At 45.4% G+C, this 16,089-nt stretch carries 13 protein-coding genes and 5 tRNA genes; 10 read left to right on the top strand and 8 right to left on the bottom strand.

Annotated features, from left to right (window positions below; genetic code table 11):
• Positions 1–23: 23 nt before the first annotated feature.
• The 4 genes from nudC (at position 24) to ACQEXR_RS17075 (ending at position 3,908) form a co-directional block, all read left to right on the top strand.
• The gene (gene nudC / locus ACQEXR_RS17090) at positions 24–800 is read left to right on the top strand and encodes an NAD(+) diphosphatase (RefSeq protein WP_426953314.1); all 777 of its coding nucleotides are present in this window, start codon (positions 24–26) and stop codon (positions 798–800) included.
• Between the two features lie 269 nt (positions 801–1,069).
• Positions 1,070–2,137: a uroporphyrinogen decarboxylase gene (hemE, locus tag ACQEXR_RS17085; protein WP_138971453.1), complete on the top strand. Its 1,068-nt coding sequence runs from the start codon at positions 1,070–1,072 to the stop codon at positions 2,135–2,137.
• Positions 2,138–2,242: 105 nt separating this feature from the next.
• On the top strand, positions 2,243–2,878 hold the full coding sequence (locus tag ACQEXR_RS17080; RefSeq protein ID WP_138971452.1) for a TetR/AcrR family transcriptional regulator: 636 nt from the start codon (positions 2,243–2,245) through the stop codon (positions 2,876–2,878).
• 73 nt (positions 2,879–2,951) lie between these two features.
• Positions 2,952–3,908, top strand: a complete 957-nt coding sequence (locus tag ACQEXR_RS17075; RefSeq protein WP_426953315.1) for a DHH family phosphoesterase — start codon at positions 2,952–2,954, stop codon at positions 3,906–3,908.
• A gap of 33 nt (positions 3,909–3,941) precedes the next feature.
• Here the strand turns inward: ACQEXR_RS17075 and ACQEXR_RS17070 are convergent, their stop codons facing one another.
• The 7 genes from ACQEXR_RS17070 to rsgA all read right to left on the bottom strand — a co-directional run bounded on the left by ACQEXR_RS17070 (position 3,942) and on the right by rsgA (position 13,757).
• Positions 3,942–5,078, bottom strand: coding sequence for a murein hydrolase activator EnvC family protein (locus ACQEXR_RS17070; protein ID WP_426953316.1), 1,137 nt, complete (start codon positions 5,076–5,078; stop codon positions 3,942–3,944).
• Between the two features lie 158 nt (positions 5,079–5,236).
• Positions 5,237–6,769, bottom strand: coding sequence for a 2,3-bisphosphoglycerate-independent phosphoglycerate mutase (gpmM, locus tag ACQEXR_RS17065; RefSeq protein WP_426953317.1), 1,533 nt, complete (start codon positions 6,767–6,769; stop codon positions 5,237–5,239).
• A 239-nt stretch (positions 6,770–7,008) separates the two neighbouring features.
• Positions 7,009–7,896, bottom strand: coding sequence for a DMT family transporter (locus ACQEXR_RS17060; RefSeq protein ID WP_426953318.1), 888 nt, complete (start codon positions 7,894–7,896; stop codon positions 7,009–7,011).
• Between the two features lie 73 nt (positions 7,897–7,969).
• Positions 7,970–9,850, bottom strand: coding sequence for a methyl-accepting chemotaxis protein (locus ACQEXR_RS17055; RefSeq protein WP_426953319.1), 1,881 nt, complete (start codon positions 9,848–9,850; stop codon positions 7,970–7,972).
• Positions 9,851–10,129: 279 nt separating this feature from the next.
• On the bottom strand, positions 10,130–11,545 hold the full coding sequence (locus ACQEXR_RS17050; RefSeq protein WP_426953320.1) for an SLC13 family permease: 1,416 nt from the start codon (positions 11,543–11,545) through the stop codon (positions 10,130–10,132).
• Positions 11,546–11,726: 181 nt separating this feature from the next.
• Complete coding sequence (gene asd, locus ACQEXR_RS17045) at positions 11,727–12,590, bottom strand: archaetidylserine decarboxylase (RefSeq protein ID WP_426953322.1); 864 nt, start codon at positions 12,588–12,590, stop codon at positions 11,727–11,729.
• Positions 12,591–12,701: 111 nt separating this feature from the next.
• The gene (rsgA, locus tag ACQEXR_RS17040; protein ID WP_138971445.1) at positions 12,702–13,757 is read right to left on the bottom strand and encodes a small ribosomal subunit biogenesis GTPase RsgA; all 1,056 of its coding nucleotides are present in this window, start codon (positions 13,755–13,757) and stop codon (positions 12,702–12,704) included.
• 127 nt (positions 13,758–13,884) lie between these two features.
• On the opposite strand from rsgA, the gene orn reads away from it, so the two are divergent.
• Positions 13,885–14,430 carry an oligoribonuclease gene (gene orn / locus ACQEXR_RS17035; RefSeq protein ID WP_331418527.1) on the top strand — a complete coding sequence of 182 codons (546 nt, stop codon included), beginning with the start codon at positions 13,885–13,887 and terminating at the stop codon, positions 14,428–14,430.
• A gap of 53 nt (positions 14,431–14,483) precedes the next feature.
• On the opposite strand, the gene ACQEXR_RS17030 is transcribed toward orn, so the two are convergent.
• Complete coding sequence (locus tag ACQEXR_RS17030; RefSeq protein ID WP_427020795.1) at positions 14,484–15,194, bottom strand: hypothetical protein; 711 nt, start codon at positions 15,192–15,194, stop codon at positions 14,484–14,486.
• 320 nt (positions 15,195–15,514) lie between these two features.
• Here ACQEXR_RS17030 and ACQEXR_RS17025 point away from each other — a divergent pair.
• From ACQEXR_RS17025 to ACQEXR_RS17005, 5 genes are all read left to right on the top strand, one after another.
• Positions 15,515–15,590, top strand: a tRNA-Gly gene (locus ACQEXR_RS17025).
• Positions 15,591–15,631: 41 nt separating this feature from the next.
• Positions 15,632–15,708, top strand: a tRNA-Met gene (locus tag ACQEXR_RS17020).
• Between the two features lie 18 nt (positions 15,709–15,726).
• Positions 15,727–15,802, top strand: a tRNA-Gly gene (locus ACQEXR_RS17015).
• Between the two features lie 41 nt (positions 15,803–15,843).
• A tRNA-Met gene (locus tag ACQEXR_RS17010) sits at positions 15,844–15,920 on the top strand.
• Positions 15,921–16,015: 95 nt separating this feature from the next.
• Positions 16,016–16,088, top strand: a tRNA-Gly gene (locus ACQEXR_RS17005).
• Position 16,089: the final 1 nt, after the last annotated feature.

Below are 16,089 nucleotides of genomic sequence, written 5' to 3'. Positions count from 1 at the left end.
ACTGCAAGTGGAGAGGCGAGCTAATGTTACGTAAAGGTGATACAAACCGTATGAAAGATGCTTATTGGTGTGTTGTTTCAGGAAGCGACATTTGGCTGTTAGATGGTCAACTTCCTAAAGGTCTTGCTGATGATTTAGGTCTACCTTTCGAGCAGGCAACTCCACTTGGGCACTACGAGAATACACCGGTTTTTTGGCTCAATGAGGCTGACATTAATACCGAACTGGACCTGACCTCGTTACGTGATTGCTTGCACTTTCCACAAGCCCTGTTTCTTTTGATGAGCAAGGCAATTCAATATGGCCATATGTCGCAGACATTGCGCTTTTGTCCACAGTGCGGGGGACGGAATCACTTAAATCACAATCAGCTAGCCATGCAGTGTGGTGATTGCCGGACGTTGCATTATCCACGTATCTTCCCTTGTATTATTGTCGCGGTAAGACGAGATCACGAATTGTTACTGGCTCAGCATCCGAGGCATCGTAACGGAATGTACACCGTGATTGCAGGGTTTGTAGAGGTAGGTGAAACGTTGGAACAGTGTGTTGCTCGTGAAGTGAAGGAGGAGACGGGTATTAATGTGACCAATATTCGTTATTTTTCCAGCCAGCCTTGGGCTTTCCCCTCAAGTCTGATGATGGGTTTTTTGGCCGATTATCATTCGGGTGAGCTGAAGCCGGATTATAGCGAGTTGAGTGATGCGCAATGGTTTGATGTTGAACATTTACCACCCGTTGCTCCAGAAGGAACCATTGCGAGGGCCTTAATTGAGCATACAATCACATTGGCTAAGTAATTATGTTTTTGAATTTTAAATAAAAAAAACCCTCCAGAAGGAGGGGGTAAGTAAGATGTCGTTATGAGATGCTGAACACGATGTGTCCAGTTTATAATTGTAGTTTTCGCTAGCAAACAAATTTTTAACACTGATAATGAGTGGGTGCAAATTAAGCACTGATTTAAAAGTTAATAACTTGATCTAGGTTGCAAAGCACACAGCTTTTGAGAGCCAAACAGTGTTAGAATAGCCGCCACAAAGTTGAGCCTAATAATCGGATAAACGGAATGACAGAACTAAAAAATGACCGCTACCTTCGTGCGTTACTAAAGCAGCCTGTAGACTACACTCCTGTATGGATGATGCGTCAGGCCGGTCGCTACCTTCCTGAATACAAAGCGACTCGCGCAGAAGCGGGTGACTTTATGTCTTTGTGTAAGAATGCAGAGCTTGCATCGGAAGTAACATTACAGCCACTACGCCGTTTTCCTCTAGATGCCGCCATTTTGTTTTCAGACATTCTCACTATCCCTGATGCTATGGGATTAGGCCTGCGCTTCGCAGCGGGTGAAGGCCCAGTGTTTGATAATCCAATTACATGTAAAGCTGACGTAGAGAAAATTGGTCTGCCAGATCCAGAAGGTGAACTGCAATACGTTATGAACGCAGTGCGCCAGATCCGTAAAGATCTTAATGGTGATGTTCCGTTAATTGGTTTCTCTGGTAGCCCATGGACTTTAGCGACTTACATGGTTGAAGGTGGCAGCTCTAAAGCATTCACTAAGATCAAAAAGATGATGTATGCTGAACCACAAACGTTACACCTGTTGCTTGATAAGCTTGCAGACAGTGTTATCGAGTACCTAAATGCACAGATTAAAGCGGGTGCTCAATCTGTCATGGTATTTGATACTTGGGGTGGTGTTCTAACTCCTCGTGATTACAACCTCTTCTCGCTTCAGTACATGCACAAAATCGTTGATGGTCTAATCCGTGAAAACGAAGGTCGCCGTGTTCCTGTTACTCTGTTTACCAAAAACGGTGGCATGTGGTTAGAACAGATTGCCGCTACAGGTTGTGATGCGGTTGGCCTAGACTGGACGATTAACATTGCAGACGCTGTTAAGCGCGTAGGCGACAAGGTAGCACTGCAAGGCAATATGGATCCTTCAATGCTGTACGCATCTCCAGAGCGTATCCGTGAAGAAGTTGCCACTATCCTTGAAGGATTCGGTGATGCGGGTACTGGTCACGTATTTAACTTAGGCCACGGTATTCACCTAGATGTGCCGCCAGAAAATGCGGGTGTATTTGTTGAAGCGGTGCATGAGTTATCTAAGCCGTACCACAAATAATTGAGTAATTGAATGAAAGCGCCTGATATGACCAGGCGCTTTTTTGTTATAGGTTACACTAGTCGCTATACTGCCTTTGGAAATGGAAAGGGATTGAAACAACTAATGAAAACTCGTGACAAGATAGTGCTTGCTGCACTGGACCTATTTAATGAGCATGGTGAAAGGAATATCACCACTAACCACATAGCGGCGCATATTGATATTAGTCCGGGTAATCTGTATTACCATTTCCGCAATAAACAGGAAATTGTGCGCGAAATTTTTACTTTGTACTCCAATGAGTTGCTGGAACGTTTTACGCCGATTCAGGGTCAGCAAGAGAGCTTGGTATTACTTAAACACTATTTAGACTCGATCTTTACTCTGATGTGGAAATATCGTTTTTTCTACGCCAACTTGCCAGAGATCTTGCAGCGAGATGAGCAATTGCATGAGGAGTACATCCAAGTACAGGATAAGTTGCAGGCCAATCTTATCAATATCATGCGTGCTTTTGTTGGGTTAGAGCTAGTGACGGTCGCTGATAGTGAGATGAAGTCATTAGTGACAACTCTGCACTTGATTGCGTCAAGCTGGCTGGGGTATCAAGCGGCAATGTCTCCTAAAACTCAGATTACTGAACAAGTGATCCATCAGGGAATGCTGCAGATGATCTCGGTAGTCAAACCCAAAGCGACGGCACAAGGTCTAGAACAATTACAATTGTTGGAAGATGGCGTTAAAGCGATTCATGCTTAGTCATAACTAATTGAAATTGTACAAAGATGATTAACCCATTAGAGTAGCGAAAGCGACTTTGATGGGTTTTTTTATGCACTATGATGTTTTTAATGGTGATGCCGATGGCATCATCGCACTGCTCCAACTCCGACTAGCTGAGCCAAAAGCATCGATGTTGGTTTCTGGAGTAAAGCGTGATATTCAGTTATTGGAGAAGTTGTCGGTGAACCCCGGTGACTCAGTCGTGGCTTTGGATATCTCAATGGAACAAAACAAAGTGGGGCTAGAAGCTCTTCTTGCTGCAGGCGCAAGCGTGTTTTATGCCGATCACCATAAGTGTGGTGATATTCCCCAGCATGCTAACTTAGCCCCCCATATCGACCTTGATCCCAATACATGTACCGCGCTTATTATCGATAAGCTGTTAAATGGTCGCTTTCACGCATGGGCGATTACGGCTGCTTATGGTGACAACCTGATCACCAAAGCGGAACAACTCGCAGATGATGCCAAGTTATCTTCTCAGCAGAAAGAACTGTTGAAAGAGCTTGGTACCTTGATCAACTACAATGGGTATGGAGCCAAGTTGGAAGACCTTCATTTTGATCCGGTGCGCCTGTTCCAGCAGCTTTTGGCTTATGATGATCCATTTGCGGTAATTGCTGATCAAGCCTCGCCGTTTTATGTTCTCCGAGCTGCATATCAGCAAGATATGGACAAGGCACTGGCGATCGCTCCAAAGTATCACAGTGAAAAATTGGGTCTATTTGAGCTTCCTAATGATGCCTTTTCGCGGCGAATCAGTGGCGTTTACGGCAACTTACTCGCCAACCAAAATCCCGATTCAGCGCATGCGGTATTAACGACAAATCTTGATGGAACTTATACCGTTTCATTGCGCGCACCGCTTAACAACAAGCAGGGGGCTGGGGATATATGTAGCCAATTTCCATCTGGTGGTGGGCGTGCAGCGGCGGCAGGGATAAATGCGTTAGAGCAAACGGATCTTGAACGATTTATTGAAACGGTTGAGTCCTATTACTCTTAACCTTTCAAAGGCCTGAACAAGCAGGCCTTTTTGTTATCGAGTTAACCAAGCTTTCGGATCTTGAGTTTTACTGTTGCGGCGAATTTCAAAGTAGAGGGATGGACGAGACTGACCTCCCGTATCTCCTGCAAGCGCGATACTCTCACCCACAGCGACTTTGTCTCCCTCTTTTTTCAGTAGGCTTTGATTAAATCCATACAAAGTCATATCGCCCTTGCCGTGATCGAGTAGCACAACTAGACCGTAGCCACGTAGATAGTCAGCGAATACGACCGTACCTGAGTAAACAGCTTTGACTGATTGCCCATAATTGGCATTGATTACTATGCCTTTCCATTTGATTTGCCCGGTTTGATGGCTGCCATAGCTATGAAGCGTTGTGCCTTTTAGTGGCCAAGGCAGTTTGCCTTTTTGTTTTGCTAAGCCATCCATTGGCACGGCATTTCTCTTGGCGGCTTTTGCAATTTCAGCTTTTAGTCTTGTCTCATTGCGTTGCAATTCAGAGAGGTAAACTTTGTCATTGGAGATGCTTTTCTGAATCTGAGATACCGTTCCCTTACGCTGACTTTGGGCTTTGGTTAGCTCATCTCGCTGTTTGGTTTGCTGGTTCAGCAAGGTTGTAATTTGTTGTTTTTCCAAATTAAGTTGTTGACGGCTTTGTTCAAGCTCGGTCACGGTTGCTTCTAACTCAGCAATTGTACTTGCACGTTGTTTGGCTAGGTGTTGAAAGTATTGGCTAATTCGGTCTTCTTCAACACCTTGATTCAGAATGTTCGCTGACGACTTAGCACGTTGAGTGACGTAGTAGGTCTGAATAAGCTCAGCTAACTTATCACTCTGGACTTTCTTGTCTCGTTCCAAATTATCGACCTTACTTTCTAATGTCGCGATATTTTGGTTGGTGCTTTGCAGAGCTGCTTTGGATTGTTTGATTTCGTTTTCGAGTCGATTAATCGTTGTTTCTTGCGATTTAAGCGATTGCTGTAGGGAGTCGAGTTTTTTCTGTTGTGAAGTGAGCGCATTTTTTTGGCGCGAGATTTCACCACTGACGCCCTTTAGCTCTGCATTGGTAGCAGCGTAGCTAGGAGATAATGAACAGGCAGAAAGAATTAACCCGAGAGTCACGAGTCGTTTACCGGCTGAAATTGTCCGGAGGTAAGTGGCAGCCATTGTTAAAATCAATCCTAACTATTTGACAGGCAATCAGTATACCCAAACAAATTCGTTAGACGAAAGAGGAATGTTAAAACTTGCTGGTGATAAGGGTATATCAGAAAAATAAAAGCCCGAGCTGATGCTCGGGCTTGATATCAAGGTATTCAGTTAAATTATTTAACCAATACTTCGCCTGACATTTCTGCAGGAATTTCTAGACCAGTCAGTGCTAGCATTGTTGGAGCTAGGTCAGACAGTTTACCGCCTTCTTTGAACTCAACCGCTTTGTCACCCACATAGATTAGAGGAACTGGAAGGTTAGTGTGCGCAGTGTGCGTACCGCCAGTTTCTGGGTCTACCATCATTTCTGCGTTACCGTGGTCAGCTGTGATCAGCATTTGACCACCGACTTCTTCGATAGCTGCAACGACTTTACCTACGCAAGCATCAACGGCTTCAATGGCTTTCTCAGCCGCTTCGTAAACGCCAGTGTGACCAACCATGTCTGGGTTAGGGTAGTTACAGATAATAGCGTCGTACTTGCCAGATTTGATTGCTGCAACCATTTTCTCTGTTAGCTCTTCTGAACTCATTTCTGGTTGTAGGTCGTATGTAGCGACTTTTGGCGAAGCAACAAGTTGGCGCTCTTCGCCTTCAAATTCAGATTCAACACCGCCATTGAAGAAGAAAGTAACGTGCGCGTATTTTTCTGTTTCTGAAATACGTAGCTGAGTCTTACCTTGCTTAGATAACCATTCGCCGTACGTGTTCTCAAGAGAAGCAGGTGGGAAGGCAATAGCTAGAGGAATGTCAGCAGCGTATTGCGTTAGCATTACGAAGTTGATCGCAGGGAATGATGCACGCTCAAAGCCAGCAAAATCAGGTACGAAAGTACGCGTGATTTGACGAGCGCGGTCAGCACGGTAGTTCATGAAGATAACGGTATCGCCATCTTGCATTACCGCATCTTCTTGGTCGTCCGTTTTGATTGCAGTTGCTTTCACAAATTCATCGTTTTCTTCACGAGCATAAGCGGCTTCAAGACCAGCAATTGCTGAATCGTAAGTGAAGTCTGCTTTAGCTTGAGTGAGTAGGTCGTAAGCTACTTGAACGCGATCCCAGTTGTTGTCACGGTCCATTGCGTAGTAACGGCCAACTAGAGAAGCAACACGACCTTTGCCTAGTTTAGCGAATAGGTCTTGGAAGCGTTGTAGAGAGCCTTCTGCACTGCGTGGTGGCGTATCACGGCCATCAAGGAAGCAGTGTAGGTAAATCTTTTCTGCGCCACGTGCAGCTGCCATTTCAACGGCTGCGTAGATGTGATCTTCGTGAGAGTGTACGCCACCTGGAGACATTAGACCCATAATGTGAACGGCTTTATCTGCTTTTACCGCAGAATCGATCGCTTCTACTAGAGCGGCTGTTTGGGTGAATTCACCGTCAGTGATTGATTTGGTGATGCGAGTAAGGTCTTGGTATACCACTCGGCCAGCACCGATGTTGGTATGACCTACTTCTGAGTTACCCATTTGACCGTCAGGTAGGCCTACATCCATGCCAGAAGCAGAGATTAGAGTATTTGGATTGTTAGCAAACAGACCGTCTAATACAGGAGTGTTAGCGTTAGCGATCGCATTGCTTGCAGTTTCCTCACGGTGTCCGTAACCGTCAAGAATAACTAGAGCCATTGGCTTCTTAGCTGTCATAGTGATGACCTCGTCAAATTTCAAAGTAACTTTGGAAACAAAATTAGCGTAATTTTACTACACTTTTTAACCAAAACTGTAGGTTAAGATCAATTATTGTTTGCTAAATAATGTTGCTATCTTTCACGCGACTCAAAATGTATTCAAATTACACCGTTCGAGTGATTTGCTTCAATTGCTCCATTTTCACCTGTCTAATGAAAAAAGAAAGTCGGAAATACCTATTGTTATAATCGCTACTAGCTGACCAGTATCCCAGTACCAGCAACCGCGACAATTGCCCCAATCCATGCGAAGCGATTAGGGCGTTTACCTGAATAAATCCAAAGTATAGGCAACAACATGATGGGTGTCGTCGAAGAGAGCAGAGCAACCATACCGACATTCCCTTGCTGAAGTGCATAAAGGATAAGTGTCATCCCAACCGCCATCGCGAGGAAGCCGTTAAGGGCTGTAATAGAGAAAATTTTGATATTGATTGGGCGAGTAGCACGAGCGAGTTTCGCTCCTGTTAGATAGAACAAGCAGTGTGCGGCAAACGCAGTCATCATTCTCATTGCCGATGCCGCGATGGGGTCGATTTCCGTTTGCATCACAGGTTTGGCGATGATGCCTCCCAGTGCTTGGCACAGGGCTGCCAATAATCCTAAGCAAACGCCAACCCAGACTTTGCCATTTATGGACTCTAATTGGTTATTGGACTGACCTTTTCTACCAAAGAAGATTGCCGTTAATACGCCTGAGAATACCAGTCCAGAACCTAATAGCTCTAGATGAGTCATGGTCTCGCTAAACAAGAAGTAACCGAGAATGGCAGAAAAGACAGCGTGACACGAAAACAGCAAGCCAGCTTGCCGTGGGCCCATACGATTCAAGCACGCAAATAGCGCCGTATCACCGATAAAAATACCAATCACACCAGATAGCATCATCGCAGATATGGCGCTGCTTTCCACGCTAGCCCAGCCGCCTGTCAACAGCGCAATCGACGCGAGGATAGCGGAGGTACATCCCATACGCCAACGGCTATAAGCAAACGTGCCTAAGTGCTGAGCCGGAACCACAGAGAGTATGCTGGCAACTGCCCATAAAAACGCAGCTGCCAGTGCCAGCCATTCATAACCCATCGACTCCATGTCCTTGTGATGTGGGAGTAATACAGCCTGACAATATGCATCAAAATAGACTTAAAACAAAGCGTTAAACCTTAAAGCGTCCCACTTCTGCTCGCATGGTTTCAGCCGAGTGGCGCATGTTGTTCGCACTCGCACTACTCTGAATCGCTTGTTCTGCCAGAACGTCAGATGCGTCTTTGATACCTTGAGTGTTGCGACTAATGTCTTCACTCACCGCACGTTGTTCTTCGGCAGCACTGGCAATTTGTAGAGCCATGTCATTGATTGCCGTAATAGCTTCGGTAATATCCGCGAGGCTTTGTGCGGCTTGTTGAGCATAGTTAACGCTTGTGTCTGCAAGCGAAGTGCTGCTTTGCATGCTATTCACCGCGAGTTTGGTGTTGTTTTGCAATGTCTCGATCATGTTGCGGATTTCTTCGGTTGAGCCATGAGTACGTTGGCTTAGTACGCGAACTTCATCAGCAACAACCGCGAATCCTCGACCTTGTTCCCCAGCACGTGCCGCTTCTATTGCCGCATTCAAGGCCAGCAAGTTAGTTTGTTCGGCGATTTCCTGAATGGTCGACAAAATCTGATTAATGCTCTTGGTGTTACTCTCTAGCTCCGAGATGACCCCTGATGCTGAGTTGACTTGATCTGCAAGCTCTACAATGGCTTGGCGGTTCTTTTCTATGACCACATGGCCATCTTGGCAGGCTGAAGATGACGTTTGTGAGGCTGTTGCAGTCATCTCTGCATGGCTTGCAACTTCCGCGGCAGTGGCTGACATTTCATGAATCGCCGTGGCAATCTGATTCACATCGCTTTGCTGAGCTTCTATCTGCTGAGTGGCTTGCTCCGACAGTTGGTTAGCCTGAATCGCTTGCTGCGTTAAGGTGTTACTATGATTTATGATGCCACTAATCATGGTTTGCAGCTGTTCGAGGAAATGGTTGACGTGTTCCGCTACTTCACCGATTTCATCTTGACGTTTGATTTCAATTCTTTGGGTGAGATCGCCTTCACCTTTTGAGAGTTCAAGAAGCGAAGCGGACAACTCTTGCAGTGGTTTCAGCAAACGGGTGACGGTAATGGTACTGAACGTTGCAATCACCAAATAAAGCACAATGGATGCGAGAGCGGTAAACTGAATTTGTTCCGTCACTGAAGCGAAAGCCAGTTCTTTGTCTACCACTATGCCGAGGGCCCAATCTGTTGTCGGAACGTTGACGACATAGATAAGTTGTTCATTTTTTCCTGGCCAACTGATGGTCGAGATCGCTGAAGCTGCAACCAACTCGCTGACTTTTTCACTGGTCAGGTTCGGGTTGAGCTTGGTCAGTGGTTGCTGACTGAGCTTTTCATCTTTATAGGCCACAATGTTGTTGTTACCATCAACTAAGAAAGTAAAGCCATCGTTATCTAGCGAGATGTTGAGTACCTCGCTAATGATGTTTGTTACAGTCAGGTCGGCGGCTAATACGCCTTTTTTGTTGCCAGAAAATGCTTTGGCGAAACTGACCACAATACTGCCATCAAAATCTTGATAAGGTTCGGTAATAATTAAACCGGATGCGGTCATCGCATCTTGGTACCAAGGACGAGTTCTTGGGTCATAGTCCGCAGGCCAATCTTCCGTTTTGTCTCCGTAGGCGATCGAACCATCATCAAATCCCGCATACACAGAAAGAAAGTCACCAGCGCGTTTGGTCAGTAGCATCTCTCTATCGGAGTCCTCTGATTCTACGATGGTTTTTTCATTGGCTAACATCATGTCGCTTCGAATAGCAAGCCAGTCACTGATGTAACGGGAAGTCGCATGGCTGATATTCGCCATCTCGCTATTGAGCGCAGAGGTGGTTTCTTGTTTCAGTTGACTGACGGAAATCCAAGCTTGAACTCCTGAGACAACCGCTATGACGATCGCAATCGCTATCTGAATTTTTAGTTTAATTGTATTTCTCATTGCCTTTCCTTCATAACAGAGACAATAAAACGAGAAGGGCGGAGTGAAAGCTATCGAGTGAGCCGACAGGGCGTAGAGGCATATCTCTGGATAGCAATGACCGCCACATATTCTCACTTTGACAGTGAGAAGGGGGTACTTTTATATCCGACTGATTTTATATCTGAAATTGGTTAATTGAGGTGATCCATGTATTGAATTTACTAATTAACCATTTTATTTGTAAGGTTTAATGGGTTGGGTTTCGTTGAGAAGAACAACCAAACCCAACTCTCTGTCTTAAGTCAGAAGCAGAGCACCAGCATAGACAATCGACAACCCAATCACACCGATGATGAGACCTGTTTTCGCCATATCCTTACTTTCAATTAATCCGGTTGAATAAGCCAAAGAGTTTGGTGGTGTAGAGACTGGTAGAATCATGCCCAGTGAGGCTGAAAACGCGACGACAACGAGTAGAGCCTGTAAGCCACCAACAGAAGCAAGACTTTCCATAGAGGCACCAATAGCCGCAGCAATGGGCATCAATAAGTTTGCCGTTGCGGTGTTAGACATAAAGTTTGCCATCAGCCAACAGATGAGCGACATGGTCAGAACAACGGCAATCGGGGACAACGACTCATAATCAACAGCGTGTGCCAGAGCTGACGCAAGCCCTGTTTTATCGAGACCAATACCAATCGCTATCCCCCCGGCAACCAGCCAGAGTACATCCCAGTTGATCAATTTCAGTTCGGCTTTACCCATAATGCCCGTTAAGGTAAACACGGCTAGAGGGATGATGGAGACGACATAGGTGTTCATGCCATGAATCTTAGTAGTCATCCACAGCAGGATGGTCGTCGCGAATGTAGCGTAGACCACAATGGCTCTCCAATTTTTTTGGAACTGACCATCAAGTTTAAGTTTCATGGTTTGCTGAGAGGAAGGGAAAAGTTTTTGCAGCAAGAACCAAGCAATAGTCAGTTGAACAATGACAAACGGTAAGCCCATCATCATCCAGCTAAGGAAGTCGATACTGTTTTCGCCTGTCAGATATTGAAGTGCAATCGCGTTTGGTGGTGTACCAATTGGTGTTGCGATACCGCCTGTATTGGCTGCGATAGGGATGCACAGTACCAGAGCCTTGATGCCCAAATCTCCTTTTGGTGCAGAAGCGACAATCGGACCAAGTAGTGCAAGCATCATCACCGTGGTAGCCGTGTTAGACATAAACATAGAGAAAATGGCGGTAATGAGCATTAGACCTAGCATGATGAATTTAGGCTGGTGGCCGAATGGTTTAAGTAAAACGCGCGCAAGGTTGTTATCAAGTTCATACTTTGAGGCGGCAATAGCAAGAGCAAAACCGCCCATGAAAAGAATGATGATCGGTGAAGAGAACGCGCTGAAGATATCGGTGTAATTCATTAATTCACCAAGATCATGCCCAATAGGTGGCGTTCGGAACAAGTGGAGTCCTTTGTCCGAAATCATAACCAGTTCAAGCGCAATAATGAGTATCGATGTAGCAAAAACTGGAACGGGCTCTAATACCCACAGTAGCGCAGCAAGAAGAAAAATGGCCAGTAAGCGATGCTGAATCAATGTTAAGTCATCAATTGGAATCCAATCGATAGGCATAAACAATACAGCAATGGGCAGACCGAAACTGACTAAGAGTTTGATGACGATTCCTGATTCTACCTTGGGCATAGAGAAGGTGACCTCACAGATAACTTGATGAGGCTATAGATTAATTTACAAACAATGTCAGGTCTTAGAGCTAGTCTAGAGTTTTGTTAAACAATTGAATTTGTTGAGTGGGATTTGTTTTGCGTCAATAAAAAGCCCCGAACTTTCGGGGCTGATAACAGTTACCGGTTTGGTACTCATTTTACGCTTGTTTAGTATGAGCGTAGGCAGTACCCATTACGGTTGCTTGACCATTCTGCATTGATTCATCAAACACGATGGCATCTTTTGCAAACAAGTTGATAACAGTTGAGCCAAGTTTAAAGCGGCCCATCTCTTCGCCTTTCTTGAGAATAACGGATTTATCACCTTCAGCTGGGTAATCCCACTTGTATACCGTGTTACCACGAGGTGGTGTTACCGTACCTGCCCAGACTTGCTCAATACTGCCTACGATGGTTGCGCCAACAAGTACCTGTGCCATAGGGCCAAATTCGGTATCAAAAATACACACAACGCGCTCATTGCGAGCAAACAGGTTAGGCACGTTTTCTGCTGTCAGTGGGTTTACAGAGAACAGGTCGCCAGGTACGTAGATCATCTGACGCAATGTACCATCGCATGGCATATGCACACGGTGATAATCTCGTGGTGATAAGTAAAGAGTGGCAAACTCACCTTCTGCAAACTCTGCAGCTAGAGCTGCGTCGCCGCCGAGCAGTTCTTGAGCAGAAAAGTCGTGACCTTTTGCTTGGATTAGTTTTCCATCTGTAATTGGACCAAACTGGCTCACGCACGCGTCAGCAGGGTGAGTAATAACTGACTCACCTTCAGTGATAGGTCGCGCTCCCTCTTTGAGTTCACGGACAAAGAATTCATTGAACGTCTTAAAATGCTTAGGATCAGAGTGAAGCGCCTCGTCCATGTTGACGTTGTACTGTTTGATAAACCAGCGAATGATCGCTGTTGTTAGACCGCCAGCCTTTGCAGAAGCTAGCTTGCCCACTAAGCGCGTTAGGCCATGTTGTGGAATCCAATATTGCAGTCCAACTTTAATCTTATCCATTGTGTTCAATTCCAATGTTATTTGCTTGATTGACTATATTCTGGGCGCGAGATGTTACTCAAATTGCACCCAAAAGTCAGTAGTTGCGATAGTTTGCTTACAAATTTGCGATTATAAATCGGCTTTTTTGTTTCGAGAATATTGGCGATTGGCTTTCATCTCCACCATGCTCTCCAAGATTCGATGATAGTTGTCGAAGCGAGTTTGGTTGATTTCACCCTCTTCGACAGCTTGGCGCAACGCACAACCAGGATCGTCATTGTGCTTGCAGTCACGGAATTTGCAGCCGCCTAGGAAAGGTCTGAACTCGACGAAGGCTTTAGTGATTTCGTCCGCCTCCAAATGCCAAAGACCAAATTCACGCACCCCAGGTGAGTCAATCAAATCACCGCCTGTGGGAATGTGGTAAAGGCGAGAAGCTGTCGTTGTATGTTGACCTAAGCCCGAGTTTTCAGAAATTTCACCTTCTTCCACATTGAACTGAGGCATCAATGCGTTAACTAGGCTGGATTTACCAACACCAGACTGTCCAACGAAAATGTTAATTCGGTCGGTAAGCTCGGTTTCTAGCTCCTTGATGCCTTCACCTGTCTGTTTACTTACAAAGAGTACCTTGTAGCCAATTTTCTCGTATTCGGCTAACCATGTTTTGTATTCAGCGAGCTGTTGTTCTTCTAGTAAATCAATTTTGTTCAGAACCAGCAGCGGCGCAATGTTCAGTGTTTCAGAAGCAACTAGGTAGCGATCAATGATATTGAGCGATAACTCGGGCAATACAGAAGAAACGATCACCATTTGATCAACGTTGGCAGCCACAGGTTTAAGGCCGTCATAGTAGTCTGGGCGTGTTAGTACAGAGGTTCGAGGCTCTACGGCTTCGACAACACCACTGATCCCTTCCATTGACTCGAGACCCGGACGCCAAATGACCTTATCGCCAGACACTAAGGTTTCAATGCCACGACGCAAGTTACAACGCTGAATGTCACCGGTTTCAAGATCTTCGATATCTGCGTGTTGCCCAAAACGAGTGATAACCAGGCCAGACTTACTGTTACCAAGCATAGATTCATCCCACTGGATTGACTCTTCTTGATCGAGTTTGCGCTTCTGGTTATGGCGCACGCGCCTTACCTGACCTTTGGTTAGCTTTTTCTTTTTAGCCACGTTTCTCTACTTCAATTGATTAATTTATTGAGTGATACCAGCAAGAAGGAGAACATCTCAAACTATCTTGGGTATCGGAATTTGGGTATAGTACCTTTTTTATCAGAAAACCAATAGGCAACGATTTATGTCCTTTAGCGATCAGAATTTGATTTGGATAGATTTAGAGATGACAGGACTAGACCCTGAAACTCATAAAGTCATCGAAATTGCTACCATTGTCACCGATAGTGAATTGAATATTTTAGCTGAAGGACCCGTACTTGCCATTCATCAGCCTGAAGAAGAACTGCTAAAAATGGATGAATGGTGTACCACAACCCATACCGGTAGTGGTTTAGTCGAGCGTATTCGCAATAGTAAGATTGATGAGCAAGAAGCCGTTCGTCAAACAATAGAATTTCTAGAAAAATGGGTACCAAAAGGCAAATCACCAATATGCGGTAACAGTGTTGGGCAAGATCGCCGTTTCCTCTACAAACACATGCCTGAGTTAGAAGAGTACTTCCACTACCGATACATTGATGTTAGTACGTTGAAAGAATTGACTCGCCGTTGGAAGCCTGAAGTGCTGGACGGATTTTCGAAAAAAGGCAGTCATTTAGCCTTGGATGACATCCGAGAGTCGATTGCAGAGCTGCAATACTACCGCAATACCATTATTTCAATCTAACAAAATAGAGCCAGCATAATTGCTGGCTCTATTTTTATCTGAGCTAAGTCCGATTAAGGGACTGGCAAGAAAGCGAACTGAGCGACGCCTTGTACAACCTTAGTAATGCTTCGATTCGTCTTGTCGGCGACAATCAAAGCCATCATGTCTTGAATCATAACCATCTTGGAAAATAGGCGATCAAAGCTTATGTCGGATCCATCTTCATTGAAGGAATTGCTGTAGATGAGAGGATTACCTTCGCTGTCTTTGCGATGGTAGAGACGCCAAACAAACACTTCGATATTGCGAGCGCTGTTGTAGAGAGATTGTTCATCTAGAGAATCGAGAATAAAGAATTCTTGCTGGTGGTTGTATGAACGTCTGAGCATCTCGGACAAACCGACGACGGCGGCAAACACCCTGTCACCTTGATAGTTATCATCAAAACTCAGCAAAATCGCGTCAATCCCGGTGACACCGTTAAGTTCGTCAAAAATGAGAGGAGGGAGGTCGATACTATCTTCAACACCAAAAATTTGTGTGATACGGCTGTCTATGGTTGCTTGAGGATTTTTCTTTAGCTGGATTGGATTTCGCACATACAGTTTTCGGGTTAGCTCGACCATTTGTTCTTTCAATTGTCGAGCGTGAACGTCCATGACAAAATCCACATCACTTTTACCCAAGTTGCGTACAGGTTTCGGGATCGAGCCACATCCTACAATGAAGGCGACCAGAATCAGGGTTATCAGGGCTTTCCAATAGTGCTTGAGGTATGACATGGATAAGAGAACCTACTACGACAACGCTTAAATGCATGATTCGTTTGGGGGATTTATAAACACTAGTTATATATAAAATGTGATGGGCCTGCGACCTACATGGCGTAAAAGGCTGTACAACATCGCATTTTAAACTCTTGTTCAGACTTAAACTTCATCATGCGAAGCCTAGGTTCTGTATAAATATCAAGCTTGTTTGTCTATTGGTGTGCGCTTTTTATCCAAACGGAAAAAAAATAGATTATTTTTGCATGAAGGACTTGCATCACAAAAAAATGCACTTATAATTCGCAGCCCTGAACAGCGGAAACGTTGTTGATGCGACACTAGCTCAGTTGGTAGAGCGCAACCTTGCCAAGGTTGAGGTCACGAGTTCGAACCTCGTGTGTCGCTCCAAATTTACAAGCGCTCATCATGCTTTGAATGGTGAATACGGACGCGGGGTGGAGCAGCTTGGTAGCTCGTCGGGCTCATAACCCGAAGGTCGTCGGTTCAAATCCGGCCCCCGCAACCAATTCTCTTTTGAGAATATGCGACACTAGCTCAGTTGGTAGAGCGCAACCTTGCCAAGGTTGAGGTCACGAGTTCGAACCTCGTGTGTCGCTCCAAATTTACAAGCGCTCATCATGCTTTGAATGGTGAATACGGACGCGGGGTGGAGCAGCTTGGTAGCTCGTCGGGCTCATAACCCGAAGGTCGTCGGTTCAAATCCGGCCCCCGCAACCAAATTTATAGGTGTTGTGATTCGCTAGCTCGTCGGGCTCAGCCATTCATAAAACCTTGCGAAGGTCTCTGGTTCAAATCCGGCCCCCGCAACCAATGCGACACTAGCTCAGTTGGTAGAGCGCAACCTTGCCAAGGTTGAGGTCACGAGTTCGAACCTCGTGTGTCGCTC

The sequence above is a fragment of the Vibrio sp. TRT 2004 genome (assembly GCF_050113735.1).
Lineage (GTDB): Bacteria > Pseudomonadota > Gammaproteobacteria > Enterobacterales > Vibrionaceae > Vibrio.
Note: the sequence above shows the minus strand (reverse complement) of the source record. Positions and strands in the feature narration are given on the sequence as shown.

Bases quoted from the DNA above. Each gene is read 5' to 3' on its own strand.
- asd (WP_426953322.1), bottom strand. From the start codon at position 12,590: ATGGATAAGATTAAAGTTGGACTGCAATATTGGATTCCACAACATGGC.
- ACQEXR_RS17055 (WP_426953319.1), bottom strand. From the start codon at position 9,850: ATGAGAAATACAATTAAACTAAAAATTCAGATAGCGATTGCGATCGTC.
- orn (WP_331418527.1), top strand. From the start codon at position 13,885: ATGTCCTTTAGCGATCAGAATTTGATTTGGATAGATTTAGAGATGACA.
- nudC (WP_426953314.1), top strand. From the start codon at position 24: ATGTTACGTAAAGGTGATACAAACCGTATGAAAGATGCTTATTGGTGT.
- ACQEXR_RS17080 (WP_138971452.1), top strand. From the start codon at position 2,243: ATGAAAACTCGTGACAAGATAGTGCTTGCTGCACTGGACCTATTTAAT.
- ACQEXR_RS17050 (WP_426953320.1), bottom strand. From the start codon at position 11,545: ATGCCCAAGGTAGAATCAGGAATCGTCATCAAACTCTTAGTCAGTTTC.
- gpmM (WP_426953317.1), bottom strand. From the start codon at position 6,769: ATGACAGCTAAGAAGCCAATGGCTCTAGTTATTCTTGACGGTTACGGA.
- hemE (WP_138971453.1), top strand. From the start codon at position 1,070: ATGACAGAACTAAAAAATGACCGCTACCTTCGTGCGTTACTAAAGCAG.
- ACQEXR_RS17070 (WP_426953316.1), bottom strand. From the start codon at position 5,078: ATGGCTGCCACTTACCTCCGGACAATTTCAGCCGGTAAACGACTCGTG.
- ACQEXR_RS17075 (WP_426953315.1), top strand. From the start codon at position 2,952: ATGCACTATGATGTTTTTAATGGTGATGCCGATGGCATCATCGCACTG.
- ACQEXR_RS17030 (WP_427020795.1), bottom strand. From the start codon at position 15,194: ATGTCATACCTCAAGCACTATTGGAAAGCCCTGATAACCCTGATTCTG.
- ACQEXR_RS17060 (WP_426953318.1), bottom strand. From the start codon at position 7,896: ATGGGTTATGAATGGCTGGCACTGGCAGCTGCGTTTTTATGGGCAGTT.